The sequence below is a fragment of the Paenibacillus sp. VTT E-133280 genome (assembly GCF_002264385.1).
In the GTDB taxonomy this organism is placed as follows: Bacteria; Bacillota; Bacilli; order Paenibacillales; family Paenibacillaceae; genus Paenibacillus_AQ; species Paenibacillus_AQ nitricinens.
Window position 1 is genome coordinate 35,295 of the sequence record NZ_NFUX01000001.1, and the last position, 19,501, is coordinate 54,795.

The following is a 19,501-nucleotide window of genomic DNA, read 5'->3' on the forward strand; positions in this document are numbered from 1 at the left end:
AATCTGCAAACAACAGCTGCCGGAAGTCCAATGATTCTCCGCAGAGACTACTCAGCTTTAAGTTTTTAACATTAGTTCAGTCTAGATAGCTTACTTCTTATTCATCTTAAACTTCAGGAAGAGCTCATTGTAATGAGCAAGCATCCGTTTCCCAAGGTTATCATACACCTCAAGCCGATCCGTAATCTCGGCAGGCGGGTAGAACCGGGTATCCTCGGAGGTTTCCTTCGGAAGCAGCTCCAGCGCAGGAATGTTAGGTGTGGAATAACCTACGTATTCTGCATTCTTAGCTGCTACATCTGGGCGAAGCATGAAGTTAATGAACTTATGTGCTCCATCCACATTATCCGCCGTTTTTGGAATGACCATGTTATCGAACCACTTGTTCGAGCCTTCCTCAGGCACTACATAATCAAGCTTATCATTCTCGTCCATGATCTCTGAAGCATCGCCGGACCATACAATTCCGACAGCAGCCTCTTCATTGGCAAGCAGCATCTTGATCTCATCTCCGACAATCGCCTTAACGTTAGGAGATAGCTTATTCAGCTTGGTCAGCGCTTCTTGCAGGTGAGCTTCATCCCGGTCATTAACGGAATAGTGTAGGCTGTTCAAAGCCATACCCATTACTTCGCGTGCTCCATCCACCAAGAAAATGTTGTTCTTCAGCCTGCTGTCCCAGAGGGAATCCCAGCTGGTGAAGTCCATCCCCTTGGTCATTTCAGGGTTGAAGATAATCCCGACAGTTCCCCAGAAGTAAGGCACGGAATATTTGTTACCAGGATCGAAGGAAAGATCCATAAACCGCGGATCAATATTCTTTAGATTCGGAACCTTGCTATGATCCAGCGGTATTAGCAAATTTTCTTCTTTCATCTTGGCGATGGCGTAATCCGAAGGAATGACGACATCAAAAGTAGTTCCACCCTGCTCCACTTTTGTTAGCATGGCTTCATTAGAGTCAAAGGTTTGATAAATGACCGTTAATCCGGTCTCCTTTTCAAATTCCTTGAGCAGATCAGGATCGACATAGTCGCCCCAGTTATAGATAGTCAGTGTATTCCCTCCGGAATAGCCCTCCCTTGAGTTCATCCAGGAGCCTAAGTACATTAGCGCAAATGCCGTGATTACAATCGCCAAAAAAGCATTAATCAACTGTTTCATCTAGGCACCCCCGCTTCCGCTACAGGCTCCGCCACGGCCTCCGAGGTATTGGATCGGTTCTTCTTAAGAGTCAGGAAGTAATAACCGACAACGAGCAATATCGTGAACAGGAAGATCAGTGTCGACAACGCATTAATGGATAGTGACACCCCTTGCCGGGCTCTGGAATAAATCTCAACTGATAGCGTCGAATAACCATTACCCGTTACGAAGAACGTAACTGCAAAGTCATCCAGTGAATACGTAAGTGCCATGAAGAATCCACTAAAGATCCCCGGTTTGATAATCGGCAGAATAACCTTAGTCAGAACATCCTTGCGGCTTGCGCCGAGGTCACGTGCGGCATCCGTTAGTGAAGGACTCATATCCTGTAAATGCGGCAGAATCATCAACACGGCAATTGGTACACTGAACGCGACATGCGAGAGCAGGACGGACACGAAACCAAGCTTGATGCCTGCAATGGTGAACAGGATCAGGAACGATGCACCGATAATGACATCCGGACTAACGATCAATACGTTGTTCAAAGATAACAAGGTATTTTTAGCACGGCGGTTTTGTACACTCTTAATGGCCAGTGCACCAATAATAGCGATAAGCGTGGCGATAGCCGAGGACAGAAGCGCGATGACAAGCGTGTTGATCATGATGATAATCAGACGTGTATCCTGAAGGACCTCACGGTAGTAATCCAGCGTAAAGCCCTCGAACTTGTGCATCGTCCCCCCGCTGTTGAACGAATAGTACATCAAATAGAAGATTGGCGCATACAGAACAGCGAACACTAGCACTAGGTACAGATTGGAGAACCCGTTTTTATTTCTCATTCCGCACCCCTTTCCGCGATCCGCCGGTAATAATCATGAACAGCGCCATAATAGCAATCAGAAACACTGCAACCGTGGAGCCCATGCCCCAGTCCTGTGTGACCAGAAAATGCTGCTCAATCGCAGTACCGAGTGTAATGACCCTGTTGCCTGCAATCAGACGAGTAATCATAAACAGGGACAGCGCTGGTATGAATACCGCCATACATCCGGAACGTACACCCGAAATGGTCAATGGAAAAATAACGCGCCGGAACGTCGTCCAGCCTGAAGCACCCAGATCACGTGCCGCATCCAGCAAGGATAAATTAAGATCCTCCAAAGCGCTGTAAATCGGCAAGATCATGAATGGGATAAAGATATACACAGATACAAATACAAAGCTGAAGCCCGTAAACAAAATTTGTTGTTCTCCGATTCCAAGCAGATCAAAGAAATTGTTGATTGGTCCGAACGTACCAAATATGCCGATAAAAGCGTAAGTTTTTAGCAGCAAATTAATCCATGTTGGTAAAATAATCAGCAATAACCATAGCTGCTTATGCTTCGTTCTCGTCAACAGATATGCTGCCGGGTAGGCGACCAGCAAAGAGAATGCTGTAATCAAAAACGCATACCAGAATGAGGTCAGCGTCATTTTTAAGTACACAGGTGTAAAGAAGTTCACGTAGTTATCTAGCGTAAGATGCCCATCCAGATCAAATAGAGAATAATAGATGACAAGCAGCACGGGTGCGATTACAAACAAGGCGATCCAGAGGTAATAAGGGATGAGATAATACGATCTGCCCTTATTCTTCATGACTCTCCACCTCGGCGTAAGCTTCCAGACGTTTGTCGAACTCTTCCTCCGTTTCACCAAAACGCATAACATGAATCGCTTCCGGATCAAAATAAAGGCCAATTTCACTGCCTACAGTCGCTTTACGTGTAGAATGCACAAGCCATTCATGTCCGGATTCATCATAACAACTGATTTCATAATGGACACCCCGGAACAACTGGGAATCCACTCGCACACGTAGCTTACCCTGTTCCAATGTTGAAATTTCCAAATCCTCGGGGCGTATAACAATCTCCACAGATTCGTTTGGTTTAAGACCGGCATCAAAACATTCAAAGCGGCGCCCGTTAAACTCCACCAGATAGTCTTCAATCATTACACCCGGAACAATGTTGGACTCGCCAATAAAATCAGCCACGAAACGGTTAATTGGCTCATCATAGATATCGTTAGGCGTGCCGCTTTGTTCGATTTTTCCTTTGTTCATGACAAAAATCCAGTCGGACATCGCGAGTGCCTCTTCCTGGTCATGTGTAACAAAAATAAAGGTAATGCCAAGCCGTTGCTGCATTTCTCGCAGTATGTACTGCATCTCTGTTCGCAGCTTCAGATCGAGCGCAGATAGCGGCTCGTCCAGCAAAAGAACCTGCGGCTCGTTCACAATCGCACGAGCAATGGCCACGCGCTGCCGTTGACCACCGGACATTTCGTTAATAGCACGCTGCTCGTAGCCCACAAGGTTAACGAAACTTAGCGCTTCCTGCACCTTCTTCGTGATGACGTCTTTCTTAAGCTTCTTAATGCGCAGTCCGAAAGCCACATTCTCGAATACGTTCAGGTGTGGAAACAGTGCGTAATCCTGAAAGACCGTATTGACCTGCCGCTCATTGGCTGGAATGTGGTTGATCACTTTACCGTTTAAATAGATAGACCCGCTTGTTGGCTCTGCGAACCCAGCGATCAATCGTAGAATAGTCGTTTTACCACAGCCTGATGGACCAAGTAGTGTATAGAATTTGCCGCGCTCTATCTCAAAGCTTACTCCTTTTAACACCGGATCTTCGTCGTCATATTGCTTGGTAACCTCTTCAAATGAAATAATGGTGCCTTCCTGAATAGCTATAGCTAACAACCTCCCTGCCTAAAGTATCACAATACTATTTTACCCGCATCTCGCGGAGAACAATCGAATGGGCATGCTCAGCGCTAATAAGCGACAATTCCTCCTCTCATTCGACACTCCAATAGATATAGCATATTAGATTGTACCATTATATGCGATAGCTTACATGGATAAGGAATGCGTAAACTTAACAACTTTGTAAAATATCCAGTCCTCCAAGCCTTTTTCAAGGTGTTATAATGAAAACGAACTGAAAGACCAGACAGTTTTTTCATTTTTTTCCGAAAGAAGATGAATGATAATGAACGAGGGGTTACAAGACCGCCTTGAAAAATATGGTTTCTCACTTTACATGATACGAATTACGCTGGCTGCTTCACTCTCATGGGTGGCCGTACACAGCATATATGGTAGCCAATATTTATACTTTGCACCCCTTGCGGCTATCCTCATCACCCAAGCCAGTGTTAAAGCATCGCTAGAAAAAGGAATCTACCGCCTGATCGGCATTATTCTTGGCGGGATCGTTAGCCTAATTGTTGGCCAGTTTTTTGATGTAGGCGGGCTTTCTATCCTGCTCATTCTACTCATCGGGATTGGCATCGCTACGGCCTGTAAGATGAACATTCAAGCTGTTTCACAGGTGGGTGTTACTTCCGTTCTAGCACTTACTTTTTATCAGAATGACTACGTGCTTTGGAGAATAGGGGAAACATTTATCGGCGTGTTAATCGCCCTGGCCATCAATATGATTATCGTGCCGCCGAACAGGTTCGTCAAGGTAAAAGCATTGGCATTCGAAGGAAGTCTTCTACTTGCGGATGCATTAAAAGATCTCGTAGGCGTAAGACGCGATTCTCCGAAAGACAATTTGCTGGAGGAAGCAGGTAAACTCCTGTCGAATAGCAGCCGGGAACAGAAAGAAATGTTCTATACCCTCACACATTATCAGTGCCGGGGTGAACTGAAGGGGCTCATACAGGCTACCTCACACCTAAAAAGCATTCATTCCTACGTCAAAGACATTGCCGACGATATTCGTCTTCTGCCAGCGCATCATGCCTCTTCGGACTGGATGAAGGATGTGCTGGAGTCAACCGCAGATTGTATTGCTCTTTATGGAACCAGAACCTTATCAGACGCCGAATGCCAACGTTCTCTTGCCGATTGTATAGAGCGTGCCCGTGACCTGCAATTGGCCAGTTTCTCTGAACTACAAGGGAATTGTTCGCTATCAAGCATTCGTGATCTTGGTGCGGTCTTCAGTCACTTAAACCGGGTGTTGGAGGAAGTAGAGCGTGCTAAATCTGCTACTTATGCTGTAGCCACTCGGCCCTCAACAGCTGAAGCCGCACGCGCTTTACGTTTTATTAAAAAGGGACTCTCCCAGAAGCTATAAGCTCCAGGAGTGTCCCTTTTGTTATTGCTCTATTAGACATAATGCCCTCTTACGTTCCTGATTACTACAACCATTGCACAAGTTAACTAAACTGACTGCTTCGCGGCACGCCCTATCCTCACATTCACCAGAACAATGCTGCTAACAATAAGGAGTAGACCAATCACAAGATTTAAAGTAATCTGCTCATTTAAAAAGACTACGCTAGTACCTATCGAGATCAGTGGAATTAAAAAAGTAAATGATCCGACCTTCCCTGCCTCTCCCTCGTTAATCAGCTTGAAATAAATCAGCCAGCCTAGCGCAATCACAAAAATAGCGATAAATAAGGTATCCACGATAAACGTTCCACTCCAGGTGATATCCGACCACTTCTCCGTAGCAGATCCCGAGAGTAGCAAAATGATACCACCGATCGTTATTTGCATAGCGGTCATCCATAGCATATCCACGCGCACAGCATTTCGTTTCATATACACCGTTCCTAATGCCCAGCTCAAAGCACTGGCTAAAGCAAGCACAATTCCCCCTATAGAGATGCTTCCGTTAAGTCCTCCAATACTGAGGGAGCCTACTCCGATGAAACCTAGCAACAGACCGGCCATTTTGAGCCCGTACATGCTCTCTCCTAACCACAGCCATGAAAAAATGCCCAGCAAGACCGGCTGCAGAAATACAATAGACGAGAATAATCCTGCGGGTACATACTGCAAGCCAATCGTCTGAAATCCATAGTAAAACACGATACTTAATATAGCCGAGGTCAGATAGATCGGCCATAGCTGCTTGAAGCGGAGCTCCTTCATCTTAGGAAGTGCAATTAGAATAAGAATGAATCCGCCGATGACGGTTCGGATACCTGCAAATAATAAGGGCGGAGCGTAGTCTAAGGCGATTTTCGATATAGGCCAATTTATGCCCCATACCATCACCAAAAATATAAGAAGGATGATGCTTTTCTTCTGCTGATTCATGTATTCACTCCTTGGTGTAGATTCATCACAAATGATACAATAATTAAGAATATAAATGAAATGAATAATACTCATAAGGGGCATATCATATTTGTTATGAACAATACTCAAATTCGTTTGTTCGTCAAAATCGCGGAAAGCGGTAGTTTTACCAAAGCTGGTGTAGAACTGAATATGACTCAGCCTGCTGTCAGTCGAGCAATTTCCTCTTTAGAAGCTGAACTGGATGTAAAGCTATTACTTCGGGATCGGCGTAACGGCCTAATGCTTACTGACATTGGCAAGCGCATCCTTGTTATCTTTCGTGAAATTCTAATGGGCTTCGATAAGGTCAATCAGGAGATTTACGCAGAGAGGGGACTTGAGAAAGGAAGCATTCGGATTGGGGCTTTTCCTGTAGCATCTGCCTATTTTTTGCCGAAGATTATTAGCTCTATCACTGCACGATATCCGAATATCACGATCAGCCTGCAGGAAGGCTCTATCGCCGAAGTTAGAGAATGGCTGGAATCCAAAGAAATTGATGTTGGCTTATTGCTCGCTCCCAGCGAGGCCTTTGAAACCATCCCACTATATAGAGAAAAGCTGTACGCTGTTATCAGAGATGATCATCCTTTGCACGAGCGTTCGGTTATAGGTGTGAGTGAATTAGCGGGTGAGCCTATGCTGATCTGTAAAGCAGGCTATGAACCACCGGTAGTAGATTTATTCCGCAGAAGCAGCAGCTATCTGAATGTAAAATATGTGGTTAATAACTATGCAACAGCTCTTAATATGGTTCAAGAGGGGCTGGCTGTGGGTGTAATGTCTGAGTTGTCTTTGTTAGCTTTACCTCCAAATGTAGTTACCCGCGAACTGCAGCCCGACGCCTACAGAGATATACATATCGCAGTCAGCTCGCTTACCGATACTTCCATAGCTGTAAAGATGTTCATAGAGACAGCTCTGGATCTTTTTACTAAGCCTAAAAAAATAGATGATGAGGAGTGCTGAGAATGAACTTTAAAAGACTTGGTAATAGCGGATTACAAGTATCCGCATTGGGACTGGGTACAAACGCTTTTGGTAAAAGGGCGGATCAAGAAACCTCCATTCAAATTGTACATGCTGCGCTGGATCATGGCATTAACTTTATCGATACCGCTAATATTTACGCCGGCTCCGAATCTGAGCGGATCATCGGTTTGGCCTTGGAAAGCAGAAGACATGAGGCTGTTCTCGCCACTAAAGCAGGCTTAGTTAAGAATGACGGACCTAACGGAAGCGGCTCCTCGAGGCGCCATTTGATGCAGGAGCTAGAAGATAGTCTTCGCCGCCTAAAAACGGACTATGTCGATCTATACCAGATCCACACCTTCGATCCCAATACGCCACTTGAAGAGACGTTACGGACCTTGGACGATATGGTATCTTCGGGCAAAGTACGCTATATCGGGGCTTCCAACTATACAGCATGGCAATTAATGAAGGCGATTGGAATTAGTGAGGCACGAAGCTTCGCCAAATATATTTCAATTCAGTGCAGCTATTCCTTAGCGGATCGGACCCCGGAGAATGAGCTTCTCTCCCTTTGTCTTGATCAAGGTGTAGGGATTATTCCTTATTTTCCTCTGGCGGGCGGAATTCTCACAGGCAAATATAATTCAAGCGGTTCTGCACCTTCAGGGTCCAGAGCAGATACCGATCCTAATTTCAAAAGATTCCTGAATCATGAACGGATCGAACTGGGGAACAAAGTGGGGCAGATCGCTGAAGAACTGGGAACCTCTTCTACTGCACTTTCCTTAGCTTGGCTCATGAATCGTCCTGCCGTCTCGACAGTTATTGTTGGGGCTACCCGCGTAGAGCAGCTGGAGCAGAATTTGCATAGTACCTCCATTCAGCTTAATGAGGAAACTACGAGCAAGCTGGATGAGGCAAGTGATTCCTTCCGCTTTGGCGAACCTTTCGCCTTTTATCGGCTCCCATAATTTGAACTATTACAATGAAGGAGGGGAGTATTATGACATCACATACAACAGCAAGCATTCAAGTGATGCTTGAAGAACATAAGGATTTTTTTAATCGTGGTGTAACTAAAGAGATTGCTTTTAGACTTAGTCAGTTACAAAAACTTAAAGACAGTATTAAACGATATGAGAGTCGAATTATCACTGCCTTACAACAGGACTTAGGAAAAAGTGAGTTTGAGGCTTATGCCACAGAAATTGGCTTCACCTTGGACAGCCTAGGTTACATGATGAAGCATCTCAGACGTTGGGCGAAGCCCGTAAAGGTTAGATCACCACTGCATTTATTTCCTGCGAAGAGTTATATCTTAAGTGAACCTTACGGTACCGCGCTCATTATAGGTCCTTTTAATTATCCATTTCAGCTGCTGATCGAACCGCTTATAGGCGCCATTGCCGCTGGAAACTGCGCTGTCCTCAAGCCATCAGAGAGCACACCATCTATCACGGCTGTTATAGAGCAGCTCATTCAGGAGACCTTCGAACCCCAGTATATTCGCGTAGTTCAGGGGGAGAAAGAGACCACCAATCTGCTGATCCATGCCAAGTTTGATTATATTTTCTTCACGGGCAGTGTTCCGGTCGGCAAAATCGTGATGGAAGCCGCTGCGAAGAATCTAGTGCCTGTAACCTTGGAGCTTGGCGGGAAAAGTCCGGTCATTGTCGACACATCAGCCAATCTTGATGTTGCAGCGAAGCGAATCGTATGGGGAAAATTATTAAATACCGGTCAAACCTGTATCGCCCCCGATTATTTGCTCGTTCATAAGGACATTGCTAATGAATTGATCACCAAAATCAAACATCAAATTACTGAATTCTATGGTCAGAATGCGTTGCCGAATACAGATTATGGCCGGATCGTAAATAAGCGCCAGCTGCAAAGACTCACCAGTCTCATTGAACGGGATCAGAAAAAGGTGATTATGGGCGGAACCGTCATTTCAGAAGAACGTTATATTGAACCTACACTAATCTATCCTGCGGCTTGGACTGACGCTTCTATGGAAGATGAGATCTTCGGTCCGATCCTGCCCATATTGGAATATCATCAATTGGATGAAGCTATCCGGAGTATTAACGAGCATCCAAAACCGCTTGCACTTTATCTGTTCACAGCCGATAAAAATGTTGAACAAGAGGTGCTTTCCCGAGTCTCATTCGGAGGAGGCTGCATCAATGATACGATCTCGCATGTGGCGAACGCTAGCTTGCCGTTTGGTGGGGTAGGGAACTCTGGAATCGGCGGTTATCACGGGAAGCACAGCTTTGAAGTCTTTTCCCACCGTAAAAGCATCGTCAAGAGAGGCACACGAATCGATCTCGGAATTGTGTACCCACCCTATGGGAATAAGATCAAGCTAGTCCGGAAAGTATTGAAATAAACAAAGCAGTAGACCTCCCATGACTGGGAGGTTTACTGCTTTTCAGGGAACGACTTTTCACTATTTGTACAGCTGTACCAATTCCTCTACATGTAACTCCGCGGTAGAAGGAAACCATAGCTCAGCAATCTCTTTCAAGGATGGACTTCCGGCTCCAACGGACCTCATACCAGCGGCTTTGATGGCGGCTATCCCCTCCGCTGTATCTTCGATAGCTACGCAGCAGTCAGGTGATATGCCCAGCATCTCGGTGACTTGTAAATAAATTTCCGGATCCGGCTTGCCCATACGGATGTTTTTAGGGTCAGCAATCGCCTGAAAGAAGTGTCCGATCTCCAAGCGTTCAAGAATCATCATCGCATTCTCATTGATTGAAGCCAGCCCGACAGCGATTCGCTTATCTTTCAAATCAGTTAGCAGATGATGGATACCAGGGTGCAAATCATCTGCTGTCATTTGTTGAATCAGCTGCTTGTACATTTCGTTCTTCTTATTGCATAGCATTCCTTTTACCGGTTGGGGTAAATTCAGGCCGCTTCCCTCCAGTAGGATCTCTAAACATTCCATTCGACTATGGCCCTTCAGACGTACATGCTTCTCTCTATCAAAAGAAATCGCCAGCTCATCGGCTAAGGCTTTCCAGGCCAGATAATGATACTCACTAGAATCGGTAATAATCCCGTCCAGCTCGAAAATAACAGCTTCAAGCTGCTTCACATTTGAAAGGGACACCGGCTTCTTTACAGTTAACTGCACCAGGCTCCCTTTATGTAGAATTTCAACCACTTCACCTGTCAGTAGTGTATAGATCACTACCTTACTATCAACATAAATATCCAATAAATGCCCACCGCTTGTTATTTTAAACCGATAGCTGTCCCATTGTGCTGGCAAGGCAGGATTAAAGGATAGCATACCGCCACATAAGCGCATCCCACCAAATCCATTTACAATCGACAGCCAAGATCCTGCCATAGCAGCAGTATGCAGTCCGTCCTTCACATTGCGGTTGATATCATCTAAGTCCATCCGTACTGTGCGGTCAAAGTAAGCGTATGCCCCCGTTAAATCACCAATCTCAGCAGAAATAATACTGTGAATGCACGGTGACAAAGAAGAATCATGTGTCGTTAGCGGCTCATAGTAATTGTAATTCCGGATCTTATCCGCCAAGCTGAACTGATCACCTAACAGAAACATGGCCATTACCAGATCTGCCTGTTTGAGCACCTGATGGCGGTAAATCACCAGCGGATGGTAATGAAGCAGAAGTGGGTATTTATCCGCTGGCGTATGTTCAAAGTCCCACTTCTTCTTAGTCAGAAACGTATCATCCTGAGCATAGATGCCAAGCTCCTCATCAAAAGAGATATACATTTTTTCTGCGGCGACCAGCCAATCACCAGGCTCTTCCTCAGTCAGACCAATCTTGCGCTTCAGTCGTTCAAAAGGCTCCGGATACTGCTTTCCTAACAGTCTGGCTATCTCATATGCGTAATAGAGTTGATCCCTTACCATAAGATTAGTGTATGCATTATTGTTAACGATAGCTGTATACTCATCGGGACCCGTCACCGCGTCAATACAGAACGCACCCTCCCTGGCCGGATTAAAATGACCCAGATCCACCCAAAAGCGGGAGGTCTCAAATATCATTTCCGCCCCCTCCAGGACAAGAAACTCATAATCGCCAGTTGCCCGCACATACTGTTTAATGGCATAGGCTATATCCGCGTTAATATGCATTTGTGCCGTTCCTGCCGGAAAATAGGAAGAGTTCTCAGCCCCATCTATGGTGCGCCAAGGATATAGTGCTCCCTTCTGAGACATCACTGCTGCCCGTTCCCGTGCCTTATCTAACGTAGCATAACGAAACTCGAGTAGCTTCCGGCTAATCTCCGGCTGTGTAAATGTAAAAAAGGGTATCATATACATCTCGGTATCCCAGAAATAGTGACCTTCGTATCCTTCACCTGTCAGGCCCTTGGCCCCAATATTCGTAACCCCGTCACGTCCTACGGATTGCAGCAACTGAAAAGCATTAAAACGGATACCCTGTTGAAGCGCAAGATCGCCCTGAATCTCCACATCGGTATGTGCCCAGAAATGATCCAGAAAAGCCCGTTGTTCATGAACAAGCGCTTCAAATCCACAATTCTCCGCCAATCGTTGTACTTCTAAGCACCTGCTCAACAGCTCGTCTTCTATATAATCCTTAGAAGTGTGATACGAAATGTACTTGGTCAGGGAGATCCTTTCCCCCATCACCACTGGTACAACCCATTGCATGGATAATCGCTGATCTTCTAGCTGCATGAGCCTTTCATATCCAGAGCTACAATTCAGACTGTGACTTATCCCTGTTAAAAGAGCAAACCCGGTATGCCGCGTCCTCTGCTTCATCCACAAAAAGGACTGCTCGAGCTCATGACCGGTTTCGACTAGCAGCAAATTGGGTTCCTTACTCCCTGATCCCAGCCGGGGGTCATCCGTGACCTCCGGTCTTTGGATCTCACCATCGATCGATGAAGTAAACGTTAGGGTTCCCTCAAAATTCAATGCCTCAACCTCGTAATCTATGGCCGCTAAATGTTTATGCTGCATGGCCACCATCCGACGAATGTTCAGCTGTACCCTGTGTCCGGCAGGAGATTCCCATTCTACCTGCCGATGCAAGATCCCATTTCGCATATCCAGCTTCCGTTCATAACGGTGCACTTGCCCACTGTTCAACTGAAAGGTATGACCCTCAATGCTGAGCTCAATAATCTTGGCGTCCGTTACGTTCAGCATGGCTTGGTTGCGGGAAGGATACCCATAAGCTCCCTCTGGATAAACAATAGGCTCAGAATCAAAAAATCCATTCAAATAGTTCCCTGTTACAGATGAGCCCGAGTGGCCATGGTAACCTTCCTCGAAATTACCGCGCATGCCAATGTATCCATTACCAAGAGAAAATACACTTTCGCTTCTCTGATTGTTCTCTTCATCATAAGTCTCCTCATCAAGACTCCACTCCCGGTAAGGATACACCGCAGCCGGATGTACGTATGGTTTCATCTTCATCTCTCTATGCTCCTCCTGACACAGTTTTGTTCAAATCAACCTTTTATTGATCCACCCATAAGCCCTCTGACGAAATACTTTTGCAGCAGGAAAAAAATTGCGAGCGGCATCAGCATGGAGATAAATGCAGCCGAGGTGAGTAAATGCCAGTCGTTGCCTCGTGAACCTACTAAGTCGGCGATCTTCATCGACATGACCTGCACTGACGGTTGATTGCCGATAAAAATCAGCGAGACTAAATAGTCATTCCACACCCATAGGAATTGAAAGATTCCGATAGAAGCCAGTGCGGGCACAGATAACGGCAGAATCAGCCTACTGAAAATAGTGAAATGGCTCGCCCCATCCATAAAAGCCGACTCAAACAAATCCTTAGGAAGCTGACTGATAAAGTTATACATAAAGTAGGTAACTAGCGGTAATCCAAAGGCCGTATGCGCCAGCCAAATGCCCAAGTAGCTTCCGTTCAGTCCAAGAGCCGTATAATCTTTGAGCACTGGAATAAGTGCAACTTGTATCGGAATAACGAGCATAGCAATAATGATGACAAAAAGTGTGCGGCGCCCAGGAAAACGTAGCCAAGCAAAAGCATAGGCGGCAAAAGAAGCGATCAACACCGGAATTACCGTCGCCGGAACAGCAATCGTCAGTGTATTCCAGAAGGCCTGCGACAATCCGGTACCCTTTTGCACCGTTTCACTGCCATCAGCTTGCTTGAGCTTGTATTCCTTGCCCGAAAGCACGTTATTATAGTTATCCAATGTAAGATCCGGTGTCATTTTCCAGCCTTGTTCTTGTTGATTTATGGTACGCGCTCTACGGTTCTCCCACATCAAACGGCTGCCATCGGCCTTCACACCCGCCTTCAGCTGCTCATCGGTATAAGTTTTACCGTTCACCTCGATCGGCTCCCGCAAATCCACATCCTTCGATAGCTGAAGGGTCTCTCCAGCCTTCCACTCCTGATGGGGAAAAGCTTTCCACCATCCAGTCTGCAGAATATCGGCAGCGGGACGGAAGGAGGAAATGAAGAGCCCAAGGGTCGGAAGCAACCAAATGAAACAAATCACACCCAGCACGATATTAACAATCGTCTTGCTGCCTTTTCTCTTCTTTTTCCCGGCCATTAGAATCCCCCTTGCTTACGGAACTGACGTAGATTAATTATGATCACAGGCAACACCGCGATCAGCAGAACAATAGCCAGCGTGGAGCCATAACCGAAATTCCGGTACATAAAGAACTGGCGGTAAAACTGTGTAGCCACTACCTCTGTATCGTATTGACCCCCAGTCATCACCATGACGACGTCAAATATTTTCAACGTAAAGACGATAATGGTTGTTGTCACAGTCAGAATGGTTGCTGAAATGTAGGGAATCATGATTCCAAAGAAAATCTTCACCTCATTTGCACCATCCACTCGCGCAGCTTCCAATATGTCATCAGGAACTCCCTTAATAGCTGCTGAGAATATCACCATCGCAAATCCAGTCTGCATCCAGATCAGAATGATGATGAGGAAAAAGTTATTCCACGGCTGAAGCATACTCGTCCACGCCTGTGGTTCTCCCCCGAAATAAGTAACGATGGCGTTCAAAAGTCCAATTTGTTCATCGCCGGGTTGATAGTAATATACAAACTTCCAAATAACGCCTGCAGCTACAAAAGAAATAGCCATCGGCATAAAGATGATCGATTTGGCTAGCTTCTCATAGCTGCTTCTGTCGGCAAGAATTGCGATCAAGAGTCCAAAAGCTACACATGCCAATGTACCAACGAATACCCAAAGTAAGTTGTTACGCAGTGCCGTTGCCATTAGATGGTCGCTAAAGATCGCTGCATAGTTGCTGAGACCCACAAATTTCTCTGAAGAGGCATTAAAAAAGCTTAAATACAGCGTCCGCAGCGCAGGCAGCACCAGTAGCCACCCCAATATAATCACTGCCGGACCAATAAAAATATAAGGCAATACCTTCCTGCGTACGTAATCAGGATATTGTTCGACTGCCCAGGTAAGTGTGTAATAGATCAGATAAACACCCAGAACCCCCCATAGAACAGCCAGAACCGCCGTTAGTAGCGGATTTAGCGTCGAATCCCGAAAGAATAAAAAGATCGAGCCATTAACAACAACATTGGCTATTAATACTAAAAGAGACAGCAATACCGCTCTAAGACTTACCGTCTGCTTGGCTTTTAATTGTGGCTTCAATTGTGGTTGTAGTTGTGATTGTCCACCCATATTAGCTCCAGCTCCTCCTATACTCGCGCTTTGGAAAACAAAAAGAGGGGCAGAGAACCTTCAAATCCCGCTGCCCCTCTTTTAACTGTGTGCTTTCAATATTAGGTTAGTTGTTCCAGCCAGACTGGATTTGTTCCAACGCCTGATCCAGCGTCGCAGTACCACTTACGTAGTCGGTCATGCCCTTCCAGAAGGTACCTGCGCCCACTTTGCCCGGCATCAGGTCAGAGCCATCAAAGCGCAGCGTGGAAGCATCCTGAACCAGCTTCGCCATCCGGCGATCGGATTCTGAGGTATACCAATCCAGGGAAGCATCGTTCATTGGAGCAATTACGCCGCCCGATTGTACCCAGCTCTTAATGGATTCTCCTGTAGTAAAGAATTCCATAACTGCACGCACTTCAGGACGATCGTTGAACATCGCGTAAATATCGCCAGCAACTAGCACTGGTTTACCATATTGAGGATCAATAGGCGGCAGGTAGAACCAATCATAATCTACATCAACCTTTGCCGTTTCAGGGAAGAAGCTTGTAATAAAGTTGCCGAGCATATTAAACCATGCTTTAGGAGGATTATTGAACATTGGCGCTGGGGCATCCCCGAACGATGTCGTCACGATGGATTTTGCACCACCATAGACATAATCCTTGTTGAGCCATATTTTGGACATGGTTTCAACTGCATTTTTCACTTCTGGAGAGGTAAATGGCAGCTCACCCTTTACCCATTTATCGTAATTCTCAGGTGTGGTCGTACGAAGCATTATATTTTCTACCCAGTCTGTTGCTGGCCAGCCTGTTGCAGCACCACTCTCGATACCAATAGCCCAAGCAGGATCACCGTCTTTCGCAATTTGTTCCGTCAGAGCCATCATCTCATCCCATGTCTCAGGAACCTTGTAGCCCGCTTCGTCAAATTGCTTTTTTGGATACCAGACCAAGCTCTTTACATTACTGCGGTTCCAAATGCCCGCCATGATCTTGCCGTCTTTCCCGTCCATATTAGACATATCAAGCCAGCTCTTGTTGTAATTAGCCGTCAATTTGGCTTGATCCAGTACGTTAGTTAAATCGATAACCTTACCAGTCTTAGCAATTGAGGCTAGGAGTCCCGGCTGCGGGAAATCAGCGATATCCGGAGCATTTCCACCGTCTACTCGAATGTTTATCGTAGCTTCGAACTCTTTTGAGCCCTCGTATTGAATATCAATTCCTGTCTTCTCTTCAAACTCTTTAATACTATTCTCAAATTTCACTTGGTCAGCATCTACAAAAGGACCGAACATCGTTACTTTAGTTCCTTTATAGTCGCCTTTCATGGCTAACTCTAACGGCGATCCCGAAGGTTCGGTGCTAGGAGCTGTTGTTGCTTTTTCGGTGTTATCTGCTGTTGGGCTGGAAGTAGCCGCAGGCGGATCTGTAGCCGCTGCGTTGTTGTTATTGCCTCCGCCGCATGCGCTCAGCATCATAGTGAAGGATAAACACAGTACTAATGCCAATGACTGTTTACGTCCTGAGGTTTTCTTCATCTTTTGTACATCCCCTTTAATGGTTTTAGAGATTGCTTCTGACTCAATCATCCGGTACCCTGGCATGTATAAGCAGCTTGTAGCAGATCACCCCCTTGCAAAGCTTTTCAGAATCTAAGGATTTATACTAAAAAAGAATCGAATCACCAATTCCAATTAATTGTAGCGCTTACATTTGTTATAGTATCACATAAAGTAAGCGTTTCCAATCTGTATTTGAAATGTTTTGGTAAAAATTATTTTGATTGTCCAAGCAATTATTCAAATGTTGCCTAAGACGAGCGCCGAATTCTGAAAAGCTTTTCAGAGGGTGGTACAAAAGTGAACTACTCCTATTTTTCTCGTGTAGATTCCCGCACAATCAGCTTATGCTCCATCTTCTCATTCAATACCTGCACTTCACCTGTTGTAAGCAATTCATGCAGCTTCTCGGCCGCACGATACCCTAACTCATAAATCGGCTGTGCAATCGTAGTTAGCTTCGGGATGAACATACCCGACATCCTTAGATTATCAAACCCAATCACGGATACCTGACCTGGAACAAGAATATTGCGATCCTTCAGATAAGAAATCGTCCCCATCGCGAATTCATCTGCAACACAGAAAATAGCAGTTAGCTCAGGGTAATCCGTAAATAGTTCATGTGCAGCTTGATAAGCATGTTCAAACCGATGACTGGCATATTTGCTCTTCACAATATTCTGCTGTAGCCCTGACTCTGTTAGCGCTCTTGCAAATCCCTCATAGCGCGGTGGTCCTGATACGGAATTATCATGGTTAAAACCAATCATACCAATGTCTTTATGACCTAAATCAATCAGGAACTTTACCGCATCATAGGCAGCCGCTTCATCATCCACTTCCACACTCGGAATGTCGAACTCATCGGAATGCGAGGACACTAGCACAAATGGAATTCTACAACCGACCAATTTATCATGATACTCAGGGTAAAGGACATCACTGGCAAATACAATTCCATCCACCTGTTTCTCGTGGAAGTTATCAATATAGGACAGTAGTCGTTCTTTGTCGCGGTCCGTATTGCAGATCATCAGACTATACCCAAGCTTGATGCAAGCATCCTGCATTCCCCGAATCACTCCTGCGAAATACAGGTTCTCAATATCCGGAATAAGCAGGCCCAGTGTAAAGGACTTCTTGTAAATCAAACCACGTGCAAATGAATTAGGTTGATACCGCAATCGTTCTACAGCCTCCATCACTCGATTCCGTTTGCTCTCCACTACCGAATTCGGTGCATTCATAACACGTGACACTGTGCTAATCGACACCTCGGCCATTCTGGCAACATCTCTTATGGTTGGCTTCATAATGATAACTTCCTTTTTTAGGGAACTTTTCGATGTGATTATAGCAAGCCCGATTGGAAATAACAATAGTTTTTTTGAAGCGCTTACATTATTTTAAAAAATTCATCTTTTCCTCCTCTTTCTTACTTGGAAGACAAACAACTTACTTAAAGTGTGTATATAGTTTTATTACATGGTATACTAATCGAGTAGCGATTTTCGTAGCTACAAATACTGCTCTATGAGCATAGAGCATTTATTATAGGAGGGATAACATTGAAACAACCTCGTGACATTCGATTCTCCGTACTGGACCTGGCTTCTATTGTGGAAGGAGGGACCGCGGCAGACTCTTTTCATAACTCTCTAGATTTAGCCCGGCACGCTGAGAAGTGGGGCTATCATCGGTATTGGTTCGCTGAACATCATAATATGATCGGCGTTGCCAGCTCTGCTACCTCACTCTTGATCGGACATATTGCTGGTGGCACCCAAAGTATACGTGTTGGCTCTGGCGGCATCATGCTTTCCAACCACGCGCCACTTGTGATTGCCGAACAGTTCGGGACTCTCGAATCTTTATATCCAGGACGGATCGATCTTGGACTGGGCAGAGCACCCGGATCTGATCAACCAGCTTCCCGTGCGCTACGTCGTGGCCTAGGAAGCGACGGTAGTGAATTCCCTGAGCAGCTAAGTGAGTTAAGAGCTTACTTCGACCCTGCAGGAGCAGGATCGCGCCCAGCCGGAGTACGCGCGGTTCCTGGGGAAGGCTTAAATGTTCCCATCTGGCTCTTAGGCTCCAGCGGCTTTAGTGCTGAGCTAGCAGCCAAGCTAGGGTTGCCTTTTGCCTTTGCCAGCCATTTTGCACCTGAGTATTTACTTCAGGCGCTGCACATATACCACAGTAATTTCCGTCCATCAGAAGTACTAGACAAACCTTATGTTATGATCGGACTCGGGGTTACAGCAGCCGATAGTGTAGATGAGGCAAGAAAGCTGGCTACCTCGCAGCAGCAGCAGTTCCTCAATATCATCCGCGGGCGGACAGGCAAGCTACAACCACCCGTTGAGAGTATGGATGGGCTATGGACGGTACAAGAAAAAGCAATCATGCTCGATAAGCAGCGTTATTCCTTCTCTGGCGATAAAGCAGCGATTAAAGAACGACTTCAAGACATTCTGAAAGAGACACAAGCTGATGAATTGATTATCTCCGCAGGGATTTATGATAATGAGGCTCGTCTTCGTTCCTATGAAATTGTAGCTGAGGCTATGAAAGAACTGTAAGATTGCAGTCCTAACAAGGCAGGACGTTATCTGAGTATCGGGAGTTCTCCCGTTTCAGATATCCGTCTTGCCTTTTTTGTTTTGTTTTCGAAACCGTTCTTAATAAAATACTACTTAGAAATGAAAAAACATAAAAATAAAGAGATATAGAGAGAAATCAACAGATAAACGGACTATACTCTTATTATTTAAGCAAATATGATCTAATTAGTTGTAATACATCATTTTTCTTTGTATATCATTTTGATTATACTTTATGTATTCGCTATAACGAACGATTTGTATTTTAGATACGCCCTCTCCTTCGTTCTTTCGGAAAGATTCCACCCATAATTGAAAGAGTGGTACTTCACAATACCACTTATTTCGACAATGTATTATGGAA

15 protein-coding genes are annotated in these 19,501 nt (G+C 45.4%); 5 read left to right on the forward strand and 10 right to left on the reverse strand.

Annotation, left to right across the window (positions count from 1 at the left end; all coding sequences use genetic code 11):
- Positions 1–90 precede the first annotated feature (90 nt).
- Genes CA600_RS00160 through CA600_RS00175 form a run of 4 tightly spaced genes read right to left on the reverse strand, consistent with a single transcriptional unit; the run spans position 91 to position 3,895 of the window.
- Positions 91–1,164, reverse strand: coding sequence for an ABC transporter substrate-binding protein (locus tag CA600_RS00160; RefSeq protein ID WP_094868344.1), 1,074 nt, complete (start codon positions 1,162–1,164; stop codon positions 91–93).
- Entirely contained in the window at positions 1,161–1,994 is an 834-nt protein-coding gene (locus tag CA600_RS00165) for an ABC transporter permease (protein ID WP_094868345.1), read from the reverse strand. The genes CA600_RS00160 and CA600_RS00165 overlap by 4 nt, the downstream gene beginning before the upstream one ends.
- On the reverse strand, positions 1,984–2,796 hold the full coding sequence (locus tag CA600_RS00170) for an ABC transporter permease (RefSeq protein WP_042192705.1): 813 nt from the start codon (positions 2,794–2,796) through the stop codon (positions 1,984–1,986). Before CA600_RS00170 ends, CA600_RS00165 begins: the two co-directional genes overlap by 11 nt.
- Complete coding sequence (locus CA600_RS00175) at positions 2,786–3,895, reverse strand: ABC transporter ATP-binding protein (protein ID WP_094868490.1); 1,110 nt, start codon at positions 3,893–3,895, stop codon at positions 2,786–2,788. The genes CA600_RS00170 and CA600_RS00175 overlap by 11 nt, the downstream gene beginning before the upstream one ends.
- 307 nt (positions 3,896–4,202) lie before the next feature.
- Between CA600_RS00175 and CA600_RS00180 the strand changes: the two genes are divergently transcribed.
- Positions 4,203–5,300, forward strand: a complete 1,098-nt coding sequence (locus CA600_RS00180) for an FUSC family protein (RefSeq protein WP_179281467.1) — start codon at positions 4,203–4,205, stop codon at positions 5,298–5,300.
- Between the two features lie 86 nt (positions 5,301–5,386).
- Here CA600_RS00180 and CA600_RS00185 read toward each other — a convergent pair whose 3' ends face one another.
- Positions 5,387–6,274 (reverse strand): DMT family transporter, encoded by an 888-nt coding sequence (locus CA600_RS00185; protein WP_094868347.1) that lies wholly within the window; start codon positions 6,272–6,274, stop codon positions 5,387–5,389.
- 96 nt (positions 6,275–6,370) lie between these two features.
- Between CA600_RS00185 and CA600_RS00190 the strand changes: the two genes are divergently transcribed.
- From CA600_RS00190 to CA600_RS00200, 3 genes are read left to right on the forward strand one after another with little or no spacing between them, the layout of a single operon-like run.
- Complete coding sequence (locus CA600_RS00190) at positions 6,371–7,267, forward strand: LysR family transcriptional regulator (RefSeq protein ID WP_143812077.1); 897 nt, start codon at positions 6,371–6,373, stop codon at positions 7,265–7,267.
- Between the two features lie 2 nt (positions 7,268–7,269).
- Complete coding sequence (locus CA600_RS00195) at positions 7,270–8,244, forward strand: aldo/keto reductase (RefSeq protein ID WP_094868349.1); 975 nt, start codon at positions 7,270–7,272, stop codon at positions 8,242–8,244.
- Positions 8,245–8,276: 32 nt separating this feature from the next.
- On the forward strand, positions 8,277–9,668 hold the full coding sequence (locus tag CA600_RS00200) for an aldehyde dehydrogenase (RefSeq protein ID WP_094868350.1): 1,392 nt from the start codon (positions 8,277–8,279) through the stop codon (positions 9,666–9,668).
- A 60-nt stretch (positions 9,669–9,728) separates the two neighbouring features.
- On the opposite strand, the gene pgmB is transcribed toward CA600_RS00200, so the two are convergent.
- The 5 genes from pgmB to CA600_RS00225 form a co-directional block, all read right to left on the reverse strand.
- On the reverse strand, positions 9,729–12,734 hold the full coding sequence (gene pgmB / locus CA600_RS00205) for a beta-phosphoglucomutase (protein ID WP_094868351.1): 3,006 nt from the start codon (positions 12,732–12,734) through the stop codon (positions 9,729–9,731).
- Positions 12,735–12,769: 35 nt separating this feature from the next.
- Positions 12,770–13,861 carry a carbohydrate ABC transporter permease gene (locus tag CA600_RS00210; protein ID WP_094868352.1) on the reverse strand — a complete coding sequence of 364 codons (1,092 nt, stop codon included), beginning with the start codon at positions 13,859–13,861 and terminating at the stop codon, positions 12,770–12,772.
- Entirely contained in the window at positions 13,861–14,979 is a 1,119-nt protein-coding gene (locus CA600_RS00215) for a carbohydrate ABC transporter permease (protein WP_094868353.1), read from the reverse strand. The genes CA600_RS00210 and CA600_RS00215 overlap by 1 nt, the downstream gene beginning before the upstream one ends.
- A gap of 106 nt (positions 14,980–15,085) precedes the next feature.
- Positions 15,086–16,510 (reverse strand): ABC transporter substrate-binding protein, encoded by a 1,425-nt coding sequence (locus tag CA600_RS00220; RefSeq protein ID WP_094868491.1) that lies wholly within the window; start codon positions 16,508–16,510, stop codon positions 15,086–15,088.
- A gap of 332 nt (positions 16,511–16,842) precedes the next feature.
- On the reverse strand, positions 16,843–17,847 hold the full coding sequence (locus CA600_RS00225; protein ID WP_094868354.1) for a LacI family DNA-binding transcriptional regulator: 1,005 nt from the start codon (positions 17,845–17,847) through the stop codon (positions 16,843–16,845).
- 255 nt (positions 17,848–18,102) lie between these two features.
- Between CA600_RS00225 and CA600_RS00230 the strand changes: the two genes are divergently transcribed.
- Positions 18,103–19,116, forward strand: coding sequence for an LLM class flavin-dependent oxidoreductase (locus tag CA600_RS00230; RefSeq protein WP_094868355.1), 1,014 nt, complete (start codon positions 18,103–18,105; stop codon positions 19,114–19,116).
- Positions 19,117–19,501 lie beyond the last annotated feature (385 nt).